Source organism: Zymomonas mobilis, from assembly GCF_006715975.1.
GTDB classification, from domain to species: Bacteria; Pseudomonadota; Alphaproteobacteria; order Sphingomonadales; family Sphingomonadaceae; genus Zymomonas; species Zymomonas mobilis_B.
Genome location: NZ_VFOF01000001.1, coordinates 1,669,606 through 1,684,953 on the forward strand (window position 1 = coordinate 1,669,606; position 15,348 = coordinate 1,684,953).

At 48.3% G+C, this 15,348-nt stretch carries 13 protein-coding genes; 10 read left to right on the forward strand and 3 right to left on the reverse strand.

The genetic code is table 11. The features are described 5' to 3' along the window. Positions 1 to 119 precede the first annotated feature (119 nt). The 3 genes from cobT to FBY58_RS07290 are packed head-to-tail and all read right to left on the reverse strand — an operon-like array spanning position 120 to position 3,627. The gene (cobT, locus tag FBY58_RS07280) at positions 120 to 1,961 is read right to left on the reverse strand and encodes a cobaltochelatase subunit CobT (protein WP_141920306.1); all 1,842 of its coding nucleotides are present in this window, start codon (positions 1,959 to 1,961) and stop codon (positions 120 to 122) included. Positions 1,962 to 1,984: 23 nt separating this feature from the next. Next, positions 1,985 to 2,974, reverse strand: coding sequence for a cobaltochelatase subunit CobS (gene cobS / locus FBY58_RS07285; RefSeq protein ID WP_141920308.1), 990 nt, complete (start codon positions 2,972 to 2,974; stop codon positions 1,985 to 1,987). A gap of 29 nt (positions 2,975 to 3,003) precedes the next feature. Next, the gene (locus tag FBY58_RS07290) at positions 3,004 to 3,627 is read right to left on the reverse strand and encodes a J domain-containing protein (protein ID WP_141920310.1); all 624 of its coding nucleotides are present in this window, start codon (positions 3,625 to 3,627) and stop codon (positions 3,004 to 3,006) included. Between the two features lie 134 nt (positions 3,628 to 3,761). Between FBY58_RS07290 and FBY58_RS07295 the strand changes: the two genes are divergently transcribed. The 10 genes from FBY58_RS07295 to purF all read left to right on the forward strand — a co-directional run bounded on the left by FBY58_RS07295 (position 3,762) and on the right by purF (position 15,316). Continuing rightward, positions 3,762 to 4,328: a TetR/AcrR family transcriptional regulator gene (locus FBY58_RS07295; RefSeq protein ID WP_141920312.1), complete on the forward strand. Its 567-nt coding sequence runs from the start codon at positions 3,762 to 3,764 to the stop codon at positions 4,326 to 4,328. A 33-nt stretch (positions 4,329 to 4,361) separates the two neighbouring features. Next, entirely contained in the window at positions 4,362 to 6,521 is a 2,160-nt protein-coding gene (shc, locus tag FBY58_RS07300; protein ID WP_185738183.1) for a squalene--hopene cyclase, read from the forward strand. Positions 6,522 to 6,867: 346 nt separating this feature from the next. Further along, positions 6,868 to 7,164, forward strand: coding sequence for a BolA family transcriptional regulator (locus FBY58_RS07305; protein ID WP_141920316.1), 297 nt, complete (start codon positions 6,868 to 6,870; stop codon positions 7,162 to 7,164). Positions 7,165 to 7,262: 98 nt separating this feature from the next. Beyond that, on the forward strand, positions 7,263 to 7,931 hold the full coding sequence (gene hisG, locus FBY58_RS07310; protein ID WP_141920317.1) for an ATP phosphoribosyltransferase: 669 nt from the start codon (positions 7,263 to 7,265) through the stop codon (positions 7,929 to 7,931). Then, on the forward strand, positions 7,921 to 9,210 hold the full coding sequence (gene hisD / locus FBY58_RS07315; RefSeq protein WP_141920319.1) for a histidinol dehydrogenase: 1,290 nt from the start codon (positions 7,921 to 7,923) through the stop codon (positions 9,208 to 9,210). The genes hisG and hisD overlap by 11 nt, the downstream gene beginning before the upstream one ends. A gap of 3 nt (positions 9,211 to 9,213) precedes the next feature. Next, on the forward strand, positions 9,214 to 9,690 hold the full coding sequence (gene nusB, locus FBY58_RS07320) for a transcription antitermination factor NusB (RefSeq protein ID WP_141920321.1): 477 nt from the start codon (positions 9,214 to 9,216) through the stop codon (positions 9,688 to 9,690). 18 nt (positions 9,691 to 9,708) lie between these two features. Next, entirely contained in the window at positions 9,709 to 10,680 is a 972-nt protein-coding gene (gene thiL / locus FBY58_RS07325) for a thiamine-phosphate kinase (RefSeq protein WP_141920322.1), read from the forward strand. Positions 10,681 to 10,745: 65 nt separating this feature from the next. After that, a complete protein-coding gene (locus FBY58_RS07330; RefSeq protein ID WP_141920324.1) occupies positions 10,746 to 11,516 on the forward strand; it encodes a 16S rRNA (uracil(1498)-N(3))-methyltransferase in 771 nt (256 codons plus the stop codon). 465 nt (positions 11,517 to 11,981) lie between these two features. Further along, positions 11,982 to 13,364 carry a glutamate--cysteine ligase gene (locus tag FBY58_RS07335; RefSeq protein WP_141920326.1) on the forward strand — a complete coding sequence of 461 codons (1,383 nt, stop codon included), beginning with the start codon at positions 11,982 to 11,984 and terminating at the stop codon, positions 13,362 to 13,364. A 425-nt stretch (positions 13,365 to 13,789) separates the two neighbouring features. Beyond that, entirely contained in the window at positions 13,790 to 15,316 is a 1,527-nt protein-coding gene (gene purF / locus FBY58_RS07340) for an amidophosphoribosyltransferase (protein WP_141920328.1), read from the forward strand. Positions 15,317 to 15,348 lie beyond the last annotated feature (32 nt).

Below are 15,348 nucleotides of genomic sequence, written 5' to 3' on the forward strand. Positions count from 1 at the left end.
TCCCGTCAGAATGAATAAAAAAAAGCCCGATTTTGTCGGGCTTTTTTTATGGTTAAGGCAATACACGCACTGGAATTTTTCTTATTGAGGCATCAATCCTTTAAGGAAGCCAATGCTCGCTACTTCTTATCATCGAAAAGAGCAGCCAGTTGTTCGACAATAGCACCGCCCAACTGTTCGGCATCCATCAGCGTAACCGCACGTTTATAATAACGGGTCACATCATGACCGATACCGATCGCCAATAATTCGACCGAGGATTTGTTTTCGATCCAGTCGATAACCTTGCGTAGATGCTTTTCAAGAAAGCTGCTGCTGTTTACCGACAGAGTAGAATCATCCACCGGCGCACCATCGGAAATGACCATCAATATCCGACGATCTTCGGGACGTGCCATCAAGCGGTTATGCGCCCAAAGTAACGCTTCGCCGTCGATATTTTCTTTCAGCAGCCCTTCTCGCATCATCAGACCGAGCGAATTTTTCGCCCGACGCCATGGTTCATCCGCTTCTTTATAAATGATATGCCGTAAATCATTTAAGCGCCCCGGTGCCGCCGGACGGCCACCATTCATCCAGTCTTCTCGACTGTTGCCGCCCTTCCATGCTCGGGTTGTAAAGCCTAGAATTTCGGTTCTGACCCCGCAACGTTCCAGCGTTCGCGCCAAAATATCGGTAGAAAGAGCTGCAATCGAAATAGGTCGCCCACGCATGGAACCGGAATTGTCGATTAACAGTGTAACGACCGTGTCTTTGAAGCTGGCTTCTCTTTCAACCTTGTAGCTTAAAGGTAAAAGCGGGTTAGCGACGACACGGGACAAGCGCGCAGAATCCAGCAAGCCTTCATCTTGATCAAAATCCCAATGACGGTTTTGCTGTGCCTGCAAACGGCGTTGTAATCGGTTAGCAAGCCGCGTCACCATACCGTGAAGGGCTTCTAATTGTTGATCGAGATAAGCCCTGAGCCGCCGCAACTCTTCTTCGTCACAAAGGTCATGCGCCGCAACAACTTCATCGTAACGGGTGGTGTAGATTTTATAATCAAAGGCGTTCAGCGTTAATGATTTTTCCCCTGAAGGGTCAGGCGTAATGCCTTCGCCGTCATCATCGCCGCCGCCGTCTTTTTGTTCTTCACCTTCATCGCCCTCATGGCTGGTCGAAGAGGTTATTTCGGCTTCATCGCCTTGCTGCCCCTGCCCCTTCATTTCGGGGGCGTCGCTGCCGCTTTCGGCATCGCTTTGATCGGGTTTGCTTTCGCCGCCCTTTGGGCTTTCATCCTCATCTTCGCCTTGGGCGTCATCAGAATCAGAGGGTTTGGTTTCCGGCTGATCCTGTAGCGAGAGGACTTGCAAATCCTGCAAAAATTCGAGCGCCTGACTAGCAAAAACCGATTGATCAGCGGCCGACTGCGCCAAAGCATCCAAAGCCTGATTGGCTTTTTTATTGACCCAAGGACGCAGCAGATCTAGCGCCTTTTTCGCCGAAGCCGGTGGTGCATCACCGGTTATTTTTTCCCGCAACAATAACGGCAACGCGATATCAAGCGGCACCTCTTCCCGAATTTTGACCTGCGCCAGATTGGTTTTTGATATTTCCGCATCCAGCGCCACTTGCAAATTCTGCCGCACGCCATCCATTGCCCGAGCGCCAAGCGATTCAACCCGTGCTTGCTCTAGACCATCCAGAATATGGCTGGCCTGTGTATCGACTGGCTTTTTTGACGCATGTAATGCCGGATTATGCCATTTCGCCTTGAGAGCAAAAGAATCCGCCACGCCACGCGCCAAAGCCATATTTTCAGGAGAAAGTGATCTGTCCGGTAAAGGCACCGAGATCACATCATCCTTCATCGAAGGGGCTTGGGTCGTAAAACGGACATCAAGGGTTGGATTATCCGCAATCGCACGGGCAACACCGCTTAAATACTGCCGGAATTTATCGAGTTGGGTATCTTCAGCCATGACGCCGGTCTTTCATCAGGAATTTAGTTCAGCGATAATTCTTGGCCGAAAACGCGCTGATAATATTCAGCCACCAACGGTCTTTCGGATTCATCACAACGGTTGAGGAAGGAAACCTTGAAGGCGAAAGCCGCGTCTTTGAAAATGGCATCATTTTCAGCCCAGCTTAGAACCGTTCTAGGGCTCATCACGGTTGAAATATCGCCATTGATAAAACCTGCACGGGTAAGATCGGCAACCTTGACCATGCGCGATATCAGCGCCTTGCCTTCTTCATTGTCATAATCGGGGCGTTTGGCCAGAATGATCTTTTCTTCGGTTTCGGAAGGCAGATAATTCAGTCTGGTGACGATATTCCAGCGATCCATCTGGCCTTGGTTGATCTGCTGTGTGCCGTGATAAAGGCCGCTGGTATCGCCTAACCCGACGGTATTGGCTGTTGCGAATAGGCGGAAGTTAGGATTTGGGCGAATGACACGATTTTGATCTAACAGCGTTAATTTACCGCTGGTTTCCAAGACGCGTTGAATAACAAACATCACATCAGGACGACCGGCATCATATTCGTCAAAAACAAGCGCGGTCGGCGTCTGCAAAGCCCAAGGCAGAATGCCTTCCTTGAATTCGGTAATCTGCTGACCATCGCGAAGGACAATGGCGTCGCGGCCAATCAAGTCGATACGGCTGATATGAGCATCAAGATTGACGCGCATCAAAGGCCATCTCAAACGAGCAGCAATTTGTTCGATATGAGAAGATTTGCCAGTGCCGTGATAGCCTTGCACCATCACCCGCCGATTAAAGGCAAATCCGGCCAAAATTGCGAGGGTCGTTTCTTTGTCGAAAATATAAGCTGGATCGAGATCCGGCACCCGTTCATCAGCAATAGAAAAGGCAGGCACTTCCATTTCGGAATCAATGCCGAAGACATCTTTTACCTTTACCGTGATATCCGGTGCGTCGAGAACGGTCATATTGTCACCGTCGGATTGAAATTTTTCCAGCTCAGCCATGATCTTTCCTTGAGAATATCTTTATTGCATTAGGCAAAAACAGCAGAGGATTTCAAATGAGTATAGGCGGCGATAACATCCTGTAATGCCTTCTCATATGAGCGATTGCCTCCATTGCGGTCGGGATGATAACGCCTCAGCAATTCAGCATACCGTTTCCGAAGTTTACGCCGATCACCATCGGCTTCAAGTCCCAGAGTTTTTAAGGCTTTTTCATCCGAAGGGGAAACGCGCTTTCCGGTTTTGCGATGAAAAAAACTTTTATCGCCTGATCGTTTGAAGCGGGCAGCGATTGCATCCAGTGGATCTTGGAAGTCAGCCCATCGAGGCGGTGGTGTCGTGCCATTGGTCGCAAAAGCGCGGCTTTCCGTTTCCCATCCACTATAAGGCCGTTGCGCCTGATAGATTTCGTCTTGGTTCATGCCTTCGAAGAAATTATAGCTGTTATTGAAGGCACGCACATGTTCAAGGCAGAACCAGTGCCAACGGCTATCGCCCCCTGAAGGGGGTGTTTCTCCGGCGTGACGTGGCGCTTTGAATTCGCCAGCGCGGTCGCATCCCAGATGTTCGCAGAGCCGATCGTGGCCTGAAACACGCCCGTGGAATCGTTCTGAAGTGCTTTTTCTGTCTCGTTCCGCCAAACTTGTCCCCATATGTCGGCTCTTGGAATATCGAAGTTGAAGAGCCTGATCCTTTCCTGTTTTGCGATATCCTTCTTAGATATAGCTTGAAAGCAAAAAAAATCTAGTTTAATTCCATCCAGACGGAATGAAACCAAGAGGTATATATGGCGCGCCCTAGAACCATTGACAGGGAAAGAGTCTTGAAATGTGCAGAGCAGCTTGTCCAAAGAGCAGGTGCATCGGCCATGACTCTGGATGCAGTGGCGAAAGAGGCAGGCATTACCAAAGGCGGTTTACAATATTGTTTTGGCAGTAAAGAAGACTTGATTACGGCCTTGATCGATCGTTGGATCTCGGCATTCGATAATGAAGTTGAAGAATATACCAAAGCAGATAAGAGCCCGTCGGGGCAAGCCCGTGCCTATGTGCAGCTTTGCAGTCAGATTGATGATGCAACAAGTGCCCGTATGGTGGGATTGCTGGTCACTTTGCTGCAATCACCAAGCCATCTTCAGAAAATACAGGCGTGGTATGCAAAGTGGCTGGGTAAAAATTTAGGAGATTCGGACGAAGCGCGGCACATCAGAACGATGCTTTTTGCCGCCGAGGGGGCGTTCTTTCTGAGGAGTATCGGTTTTATTAAAATTCCGGAAACCGAATGGGATGCCGTTTTCACCGATATCAAAAAAATGGTTCCACTGGCAAAAGCTGGCGGCACATCAGTAAAGTAAAACATTTGTCTGTTTCGTATGGGTGTTGACAGAATGAACACGATAAGTCGCATATTGAAGAAAAAGATTTTCGGTGCCGAAAAAGCGCCGCAGAAAGCTTATTCCGATACCATAGTCGTAACGGATCACCATAGAAGGGCAAATGGCAACGAGCCCACAGCCAAGGGCGATACATCGATATTCAAAGCTATGGGGAATAGCCTGAATAACACGTTGTTTTCGGCTTGTGATTGGCTGATCGGACAGCAAAAACCTGATGGTCATTGGGTGGGCGCGGTTGAATCCAATGCATCGATGGAAGCAGAATGGTGTCTAGCTTTATGGTTTTTAGGCCTTGAAGATCACCCGCTTCGCCCGCGTTTAGGCAATGCCCTTCTCGAAATGCAGCGTGAAGATGGGTCTTGGGGTGTTTATCATGGTGCCGGTAACGGCGATATCAATGCGACAGTAGAAGCCTATGCGGCGTTGCGTTCATTAGGATATTCGGAAGATGATCCCATTCTAACGAAAGCCAGTGCATGGATTGCGGCGAAAGGCGGATTGAGAAATATTCGCGTCTTTACGCGCTATTGGTTGGCATTGATCGGGGAATGGCCGTGGGAAAAAACCCCTAACCTGCCCCCTGAAATTATTTGGTTTCCCGATAATTTTGTCTTTTCGATTTATAATTTCGCACAATGGGCACGGGCAACCATGGTGCCGATCGCGATTTTGTCAGCGAGACGACCAAGCCGTCCGTTGCGCCCCCAAGACCGTTTGGATGCGTTGTTTCCTGAAGGCCGACAGAATTTTGATTACGAACTTCCGAAAAAGGAAGGTGCTGATCTCTGGTCGCATTTTTTCCGGACGACCGATCGCGGCTTACACTGGTTTCAATCGACTTTTTTGAAACGCAATACGTTGCGTGAAGCCGCCATCCGTCATGTTTTGGAATGGATTATTCGTCATCAAGATGCTGATGGTGGTTGGGGTGGCATTCAGCCGCCTTGGGTTTACGGATTGATGGCGTTGCATGGCGAAGGATACCAGCTTTATCATCCCGTAATGGCGAAGGCACTGGCTGCCCTTGATGATCCCGGTTGGCGGCATGACAAAGGCGATGCGTCTTGGATACAGGCGACCAATAGTCCGGTTTGGGATACGATGTTGGCTTTGATGGCGTTGCGAGATGCCAAAGCCGAAGATCGTTTCACGCCAGAAATGGATAAGGCCGCCGATTGGCTGTTAGAACGTCAAATTCGCGTTAAGGGCGATTGGTCAATCAAGATGCCCGATGTCGAACCCGGCGGCTGGGCATTCCAATATGCCAATGATCGTTATCCCGATACCGATGATACCGCGGTCGCCTTGATTGCGCTGGCGTCTTATCGTGACAAAGAAGAGTGGAAAGAAAAAGGCATTGAAGATGCCATTGACCGTGCGGTTAATTGGTTAGTCGCGATGCAAAGCGAAGGCGGCGGTTGGGGCGCATTCGATAAGGATAACAGCAAGAGCATTCTTTCGAAAATTCCGTTTTGTGATTTTGGCGAATCCATTGATCCGCCTTCGGTCGATGTGACGGCGCATATTTTGGAAGCCTTTGGCACGCTGGGGCTGCCGCGCGAGATGCCAGCCATTCAAAAAGCTTTGGAGTATATCCGCGCAGAGCAGGAAACGAATGGCCCTTGGTTTGGGCGTTGGGGTGTTAATTATCTTTATGGCACCGGCGCGGTTTTGCCTGCATTGGCGGCCATCGGTGAAGATATGAGCCAGCCTTATATCACCAAAGCCTGTGACTGGCTGGTCGCTTGCCAACAGGAAAATGGTGGTTGGGGTGAAAGCTGTGCTTCTTATATGGAGATTGACTCTATTGGAAAGGGAGACACAACCCCGTCACAGACCGCATGGGCGTTAATGGGATTGATCGCCGCCAATCGGCCAGAAGATTATGACGCGATTGCCAAAGGTTGCCGTTATTTGATTGACGAGCAGCAGCAAGATGGAAGCTGGCAAGAGGACGAATTCACTGGAACCGGATTCCCCGGATATGGGGTTGGCCAGACGATCAAACTGGATGATCCGGCTTTGTCAAAGCGGCTGCTTCAGGGTGCAGAACTGTCACGTGCTTTTATGCTGCGTTATGATTTTTATCGGCAGTTTTTCCCGATTATGGCGCTAAGCCGCGCGGCTCGATTGATGCATACAGAAATGTAATTTTGCGCCTTTTCATTTTTTTGCGGGATAAAAAATAAAAGGGCAAAGACGCTTTCAATAGAAGGGCATCGCGTCAGTTTTTGATCTAAAATTCTGGAAATCGGCGGCGATAGCCGAAGAATTTTATGTCAGAACTGAATGCGATGTCCTTTTTAATGTTACGAAATGAGGTCTTTTTTCAGTTATTTTGAATTTTTTAAAAAACGAGTAGAATAGAACAATTGAAAAAAAGATTGATTCAGCCGCCGGATTTAGGACTGAATTTTTAGCCCAAGCTAGAAAATTTATAAATCATCTCGATTTAGAGTAGGCTATCATCCCAGCAAAACCGAAGGGGAAGCCTTTTATGAATATGCAGAACCCATCTGATGCCACGTTAAAGCCGGTCGCAAGCCTGATAAAGGCGCGTTTGGAAGCCGCTTTTTCACCCAAAAAACTGATTATCGAAGATGACAGCAACAAACATGCTGGTCATGCCGGTCATCAGCATCGGAGCGAAAGTCATTTTACAGTGACGGTTGTTGCCCAAGCATTTGAAAATGAAAGTCGAATCAGTCGCGAAAGAATGGTGCATAAGGCATTAGGCGACCTGTTACCCGACCGGATTCATGCTTTAAGACTGAAACTGAGCCCTCCTGCCTGACAGGAATAGCCCGACTTCCATTTTATCTGTTTTTTTATCGCCTTTTTATGTCGCCTTTTCTTGCTGAATAGGGCTGCAAGGGGTATGGAACCTCCATCATGACTAAACCGCTTGTCTTTGCTATCCCGAAAGGTCGTATTCTGAAAGAAGCGCTTCCCATGCTGGAAGCCGCCGGTATCATTCCTGAATCGGCCTTTTTGGATAAAGAAAGCCGGTTGCTGCGCTTCAAAACGAACCGCCCCGATGTCGAAATCATTCGGGTTCGAGCTTTCGATGTCGCAACCTTTGTTGCACATGGTGCTGCCCAGATGGGCATCGTCGGTTCTGATGTTATTGAAGAATTCAGCTATCCCGAGCTTTATGCGCCAGTAGACCTCAATATCGGTCACTGTCGTCTTTCTATAGCGGAGCCGAAGAGGCTTGCTCAGGACGATGACCCACGTGAATGGAGCCATGTCCGTGTTGCTACCAAATACCCGCATTTGACGCATCGACATTTCGAGGCTCGCGGGGTTCAGGCAGAGTGTATCAAACTCAATGGGGCGATGGAAATTGCCCCTGCTCTGGGTCTTGCGGGCCGGATTGTCGATCTCGTCTCGTCGGGGCGCACTTTGGAAGAGAATGGGTTGGTTGAAGTCGAAAGAATTATGCCGATTTCTGCCCGCCTCGTTGTCAATCGTGCCGCATTTAAAATGCGGGCTGGCGATATTGCGCCCTTGGTTGAAAATTTCCGCCGTTTGGTAGGAGTAGCGGATAATGTTGCTTAATTTAGATAGCCGCAAGGCCGATTTTGAAACCGATTTTGCTCGGTTAGTCGATGAAAGACGGGAAAGCGAAGGCGATGTTTCCCGCGATGTTTCCGCCATTATTGCCGATGTTAAAAAACGTGGTGATGTGGCGATTGCCGAATTAACCCAGAAATTTGATCGTCATGATCTGAATAAGGGTGGATGGCAGCTCACCAAAGAAGAAATTAAAGAAGCTTGTGATAACCTGCCTTCTGAATTGATGGATGCTTTGAAGTTGGCCGCGACCCGTATTCGGTATTGTCACGAAAATCAGTTGCCGCAAAGCAGTGAAATGACCGATGCCGCCGGTGTCCGTATGGGCGTCCGTTGGCAGGCCGTTGAAGCCGCCGGTCTTTATGTACCAGGTGGACGCGCCGCCTATTGTTCATCGGTTTTGATGAATGCGGTACCGGCAAAGGTTGCCGGTGTAAAACGTCTGGTTATGGTTACCCCGACGCATGATGGTTTTATTAACCCAGCCGTCATTGCAGCCGCAGTGATTGCAGAAGTCGATGAAATCTGGAAAATTGGTGGTGCGCAGGCAATCGCCGCTTTGGCTTTAGGCACCGAAAAGATCAAACCTGTTGATGTTGTGGTAGGCCCCGGTAACGCATGGGTCGCCGAAGCCAAACGCCAGCTTTATGGTCAGGTCGGCATTGATATGGTTGCGGGCCCGTCCGAAATCGTAGTTGTTGCCGATAAGGATAATGATCCCGAATGGTTGGCCGCTGACCTTCTTAGTCAGGCCGAGCATGACCCGACGAGCCAGTCCATTTTGATTTCTGATTCAGAAGCTTTGATTGAGAAAACGATCGAAGCCGTCGAAAGAAGACTAGAAAAGCTGGAAACGCAAAAAGTTGCCCGCGAAAGCTGGGAAAAACATGGTGCGACTATTCTGGTGCAGTCACTGGATGAAGCCCCTGTTTTGGTTGACCGTCTGGCTCCGGAACATCTTGAATTGGCGGTTGCCAATCCTGATGCGCTTTTTGCCAATGTGCACCACTCTGGTTCGGTCTTCCTTGGCCGTTACACGCCGGAAGCCATTGGTGATTATGTTGGGGGCCCGAACCACGTTTTGCCGACCGGTCGGCGTGCGCGTTTCTCTTCTGGTTTGTCGGTTATAGACTTTATGAAGCGCACCACCTATCTTAATTGTTCGCAAGAAGCGTTAGAGAAAATTGGCCCTGCGGCTGTGACCTTGGCTAAGGCTGAAGGCCTGCCCGCTCATGCTGAATCTGTGATATCAAGGCTTAAATAATATATGGCGCAATCGCAAAAACGCCTGCATAAAAACGCCCGTTCGGCAGCCAGATTGGCTGCCGTTCAGGCACTTTATCAGCGCGAAATGGAAAAAACATCGCTCCCGATTTTATTGGATGAATTTCATCAATATCGTTTGGGTGCCACTATTGAAGACGCAACCTATACCAAGGCAGAACCCGCCTTTTTTGACGATATCGTCAGAGGTGTTGGCGCGCGTTGCGAAGAAATTGATACGGTCATTTCCGAAAATCTGTCGGAAAGATGGAGTCTTGACCGTCTTGATCGCCCGATGCGTCAGATTTTACGGGCGGGCACCTATGAATTATTGGCACGCCCCGATGTCCCTACCGCGACAGTAATCAGCGAATATATTGACGTTGCGAATGCTTTTTATGATCGTCAGGAAAAGAATTTCGTCAACGGATTGCTGGATACGGTCGCCAAGAAATTGCGTTCGCCCAGTTCGGCTTCCTAGAATATCACAGGGATAACTATGTCCGGTCGGGAACAGGCTTTTATTACGGCGTTACGCCAAATTGCCGGTGATCCTGCCGCGCGCAATCTTTCCGATGACGCGGCGGTTTTGCCCCGTCCTGCGGGCGACCTTGTGTTATCCCATGATATCATTGTCGAAAATGTGCATTATTTCCCCAGTGACCCACCGGAAACGGTAGCCCAAAAGCTGGTTGGCGTTAATTTGTCCGACTTAGCAGCCAAAGGTGCAAAGCCTATTGGCGCCTTGATGGGATATAGTCTGGGCCCCGATTATAAATGGGATCAGGCCTTTTTAAAAGGTCTGGAATCGGTTTGTCATCAATATAACCTTCCTTTGTTAGGTGGCGATACCGTGGCTGTGCCTCGGAATGCTGGCCATTTTTCAGCCATGACCGTTATTGGTCTTGCCCCTACCTGCGGTGTGCCGGATCGTCGCGGTGCCAAAGAAGGCGACGAATTATGGATTACGGGCCCAATCGGTGATGCCGGTTTCGGATTACAGCTTCTGAAACAGAAAAAGCTGATTAATCATTCGACGAATGGAAAACTGATACAGGCATATCAATCACCAGAACCGCGTTTAAAAGAAGGTATGTGGTTGGCACCTTATGTCCATGCCATGGCCGATATTTCAGATGGTTTGTTGATTGATGCCGAACGGATTGCCCATGCCAGTGAACTGGCTGTGCGGGTTCGTTTGGATAAAGTGCCTATTTCACATGAAGCTATTAGTCATTTCGGGGATACCCGATCGACGCGGTTACAGGCCGTAACGGCGGGTGACGATTATCAGTTAGTCATGGCCTGTGCGCCTGACAAACGTCATAATCTGATTAAATTGGCGAGAGAGAAGAATTTCGAGCTGTATTCAGTCGGTAAATTCACCGCGGGTAGTGGCTTGTCCCTTTTTAATGGTCACGAACGGATCGAGCAGCCTGATCGCCTCGGTTATACCCATGGTGACGCCTGATCGCTTTTGGACTTTTGCCTTCCTTTAGGTGAACCGCATAGCATTAAAGAAAAGAAGATATTCCTATGGTCGCTGAACCGGCTTGGCCTGTAAATACCCTGCCCCGTCTATATGTTGACGAAAAGCTGTTATTGGAGGCGGTGATTGTCCCCGATCGGGCGCAAGCGCATTATCTCATTTCGGTGATGCGGTTTAAAATGGGTAGCCAGCTTGTTCTGTTCGATAATATGACGGGTGAATGGCTGGGTGAAGTTATTGAAGCCGACCGCAAGCATTTGCAGATAAAGATTATCCATCATCTGAATGAGAAAGAAGCCATACCGGATTTATGGCTGTTGACGGCACCGATCAAAAAAGGCCGGATCGACTGGATTTATGAAAAAGCCTGTGAATTAGGCGTGGCGCGGATCACTCCTGTCATCACCCAGCGCACTATTGTTGACCGCGTTAATCTGGAAAGATTACAGGCACATATCGTCGAAGCGGCTGAACAATGTGGTAGGACATCTTTATCAGAAGTGTCGGAAGCCTGTAGTTTAAAGCAAATTTTAGCAGACTGGCCGGAAGAGCGTGCTTTGTTTTTTGCTGATGAAACAGGTGGCGAATCCATGATTTCGGCCATTACCCAAAGAAAAGGACCTGCGGCTATTCTGATAGGCCCCGAAGGCGGGTTTACCGATCAAGAACGCGAGATGATTCATCAAATACAGCAGGCTGTGCCGGTTTCTTTGGGTCCGCGTATCTTGCGGGCAGATACCGCCGCCATTGCAGCCGCTGCCTTATGGATGGCAACGGCTGGCGATTGGGGAAAACAGCCGAGACAAGGAAATGACTAAGGGCGCTTTAACGCGGATCTAGACGGCCTGTTTATTCATATCGGATAGCAGCAATGGCCGCACAAAAAATCAAATTTGGGTAAAAAGGCTGCCTTTTCAAAATTCAAATGAAAAAGCGTGGTCGTGAAAAGAAGAGAAGGCACGGCATCGGATAAGATATGATCGTCGATATCGCCTTGATATCGATCGATAAAACAAGCCTTGGATGACGGTTTTTAGAGACATTGAACGATGCGTATCCTTGGCCAGATTTCCCGATATTACACCCTATTTTCGGAGAAAATGGGATATGCATCCAACAATTGACGTGTTTTCGGCGCTGTTAATCGCTTTCATCTGCAATTTAATAATAAATTTAAATCTAGCATAATTTAATTTATCTATAGAAAAAATCTATCAGAGCGGACTAAAAGTTGCGACTAAATAGATTGGCAGCGCTCGGATAGAGTGATTATATCTTGTGTCATGAGCACGCGTCAGACATCCAGCAGCAAAGATCATCCGATCGAGAATCGCGATGATCTATTACGGATTTTTCAGAGCGGTGAAAAACCGAAGGCGCAATGGCGCGTTGGCACAGAACATGAAAAATTGGTCTATAAAAAGAAAGACCATCAAGCCCCTTCCTATAAGGAAGCTGGCGGTATTCGTGATCTTTTACAGGGTTTTACTCGCTTTGGCTGGACGCCGATCTACGAAAACGACAAAATTATCGGCTTATCCGGTGAAGATGGCGGCATCAGTTTAGAGCCTGCCGGACAATTTGAACTTTCAGGCGCACCCCGTAGCACTATCCATGAAAGCTATGACGAGATCGTTCGCCATATCAATCAGACTCAAGAAGTCGGTGGTGAATTGGGACTGGGCTTTTTAGGGTTAGGATTATGGCCAGATAAAAAGCGCAGCGACCTGCCTTTGATGCCCAAAGGGCGTTATAAAATCATGACCGAGTATATGCCTAAAGTAGGTAAGCTTGGTTTGGATATGATGCTCCGTACCTGCACGATCCAGTCAAATGTCGATTATGGCAGCGAAGCCGATATGGTCAAAAAATTTCGGGCGTCTTTGGCTTTACAGCCTTTGGCGACGGCTATTTTTGCCAATTCGCCTTTTTTAGAAGGACAGCCAAACGGCTTTTTATCCTATCGTAGCCATATATGGACAGATACCGATCCGCAGCGGACAGGCATGTTGCCCTTCGTTTTTGACGATGATTTCGGTTATGAGCGCTATATCGACTATATGTTGTCGGTTCCGATGTATTTTGTGTACCGGAACGGCCAATATATTGATGCATCGGGTCAGGATTTTCGGGCCTTTTTAAGGGGGGAGTTACCCGCCCTGCCCGGTGAAAAGCCGTTATTATCCGATTGGACTGATCATCTTTCCACCGCATTTCCTGAAGTGCGTCTTAAAAGCTATCTCGAAATGAGGGGGGCCGATGGCGCATCCGCAATGATGTCCCCTGCCCTAAGCGCTTTTTGGATCAGTATTCTGTATGATTCCGATTTGCTGGATCATGTTTCCGAGATCGTTAAAACATGGGATTTGGAATCCTATCAGGCTTTACGGAATGACGTTCCCAAAAAGGGTTTGAAGACCATGATTGGCAATCGCCAGTCATTATTGGATTTGGGACGAGCCCTTTTGCCTTTGATGGAAGCGGCCTTGAAAAAACGGGCTTTCTTGAATGACAAAGGTCAGAATGAAAGCCGTTATCTGGCACCGATACGGCAAATTTTGGAAAGCGGGCAGAGTTTTTCTGAAAAATTATTGGCGAAGCATCATGAAACCGGCAATCTAGATTTTATCTATCAGGATTGTGATTGGGCGCATCCTCGTATCTGATGAGTAAGAAGATAATTTTTAAAAAAAACAGCCTATCTATAATGAAAGAATAAAATTCTAACATTTTTAGATAGCCAAAAGAATTCGATATTACTTTCTGAAAAAGAGACTATATCGCGCAGCAGATTCGGGATTTTTAGGAGAAAATACCCCGAATCTGTTGTAATATTTGAAAATGATATAATCACAGCTAAATAACAAAAAATATCCCATCTTTTTATTTTAGAAATAAAAACAGGATATTATTCAGCCACTTATCGCTCATCCTGAGATTTTACATAATTTTCGATATATTATAAAAAATTAACAAAATAGCCTCTTTTTTTCTTATAAAGAATTGCTTAAAAATTAGACATAATGGGGAGGACAAATCCTTTAAAAAAGCGTATTATCCCCCAACCTGATAATTTCAGCCGGATTGAAATATGTCGCCTAGCCTTTCGAGCGAACTCTTTTCCGACTCTATCTCTGCCCCGACGACGACAACTGCATATTCAGACAATGGGTTATCCGATGATAGCCTTCACGAAGAATGTGGTGTTTTCGGCATCTGGGGTGCAGATACAGCCTCTGCCGTTGTAGCCCTTGGACTACATGCTTTGCAGCACCGCGGGCAAGAAGCCGCCGGTATCACCAGTTGGGATGGAAAGAATTTTCATTCCCGTCGCGCTGTTGGTCACGTCGCCGGTAACTTTGACCGTGATGATGCTATTCGTAGCTTGCCGGGTTCATGTGCCATTGGCCATGTCCGTTATGCTACGACCGGTGCCAGCACCTTGTGCAATGTTCAGCCGCTTTATGCTGAACTGGTTTCGGGTGGTTTTGCCATTGCCCATAACGGCAATATTTCCAATGCCGAAACATTGCGTCACCAGCTGGTGCGGCATGGGTCAATCTTTCAGTCCACCTCGGACACTGAAACGATTATCCATTTGGTCGCAACCTCCAGCTATCGCAGCCTGTTAGACCGATTCATCGATGCCTTAAAGCAGGTCGAAGGCGCTTATTCCCTTACTTGCCTGACACCGGAAGGTATGATTGCCTGCCGTGATCCTTTGGGTATTCGCCCGCTGGTTCTGGGTAAAGTCGGGGATTCTTTTGTTTGTGCTTCCGAAACGGTCGCTCTCGATATTATCGGCGGAACCTATATCCGTCAGGTAGAACCGGGTGAATTGATTATTGTTTCGGAAAAGGGATTGCAGTCGCTGCACCCCTTTAAAAAGCAAAAACCACGTCCCTGCATCTTTGAACATGTCTATTTTTCGCGACCAGATTCCTTGATCGGTAGCACCTCGGTTTATTCCGTGCGTAAGTCGATCGGTGTCGAGCTGGCGCGTGAAAACCCTGTCGATGCAGATATGGTTATTCCTGTTCCGGATTCAGGCACGCCAGCCGCTATCGGTTATGCCCAGCAGGCAGGATTGCCTTTCGAATTGGGTATTATCCGCTCCCATTATGTCGGACGCACCTTTATTCAGCCGGGCGACCAAGTCCGCCATTTGGGTGTTAAGCTGAAACATAATGCTAACCGCGCCTTGATCGAAGGAAAGAAGCTGGTTTTGGTTGACGATTCAATCGTCAGAGGCACAACCAGTATCAAAATTCTTCGGATGCTGCGGGATGCAGGTGCTAAAGAAATCCATCTTCGGATTGCTAGCCCGCCAACCCGTCACAGCTGTTTTTATGGTGTGGATACGCCAGAGCGCGCTAAATTATTGGCCGCTAAAATGACAGTCGATCAAATGGCCGAATATATCGGTGCTGATAGTCTGGCCTTTATCTCGATGGATGGTCTCTATCGCGCTGTCGGTGAAGATGGACGCAATGATGCACAGCCGCAATATTGCGATGCTTGCTTCACGGGTGCCTATCCGACGCCATTGACTGATCTGGGTGAATTAAGTGCGAGCGAACAGCTGGTACGTCTTTCGGAGCAAGTGGCTATCGCTTAATGTAGCCGCAATGCCGAATATTTGATTGAGGG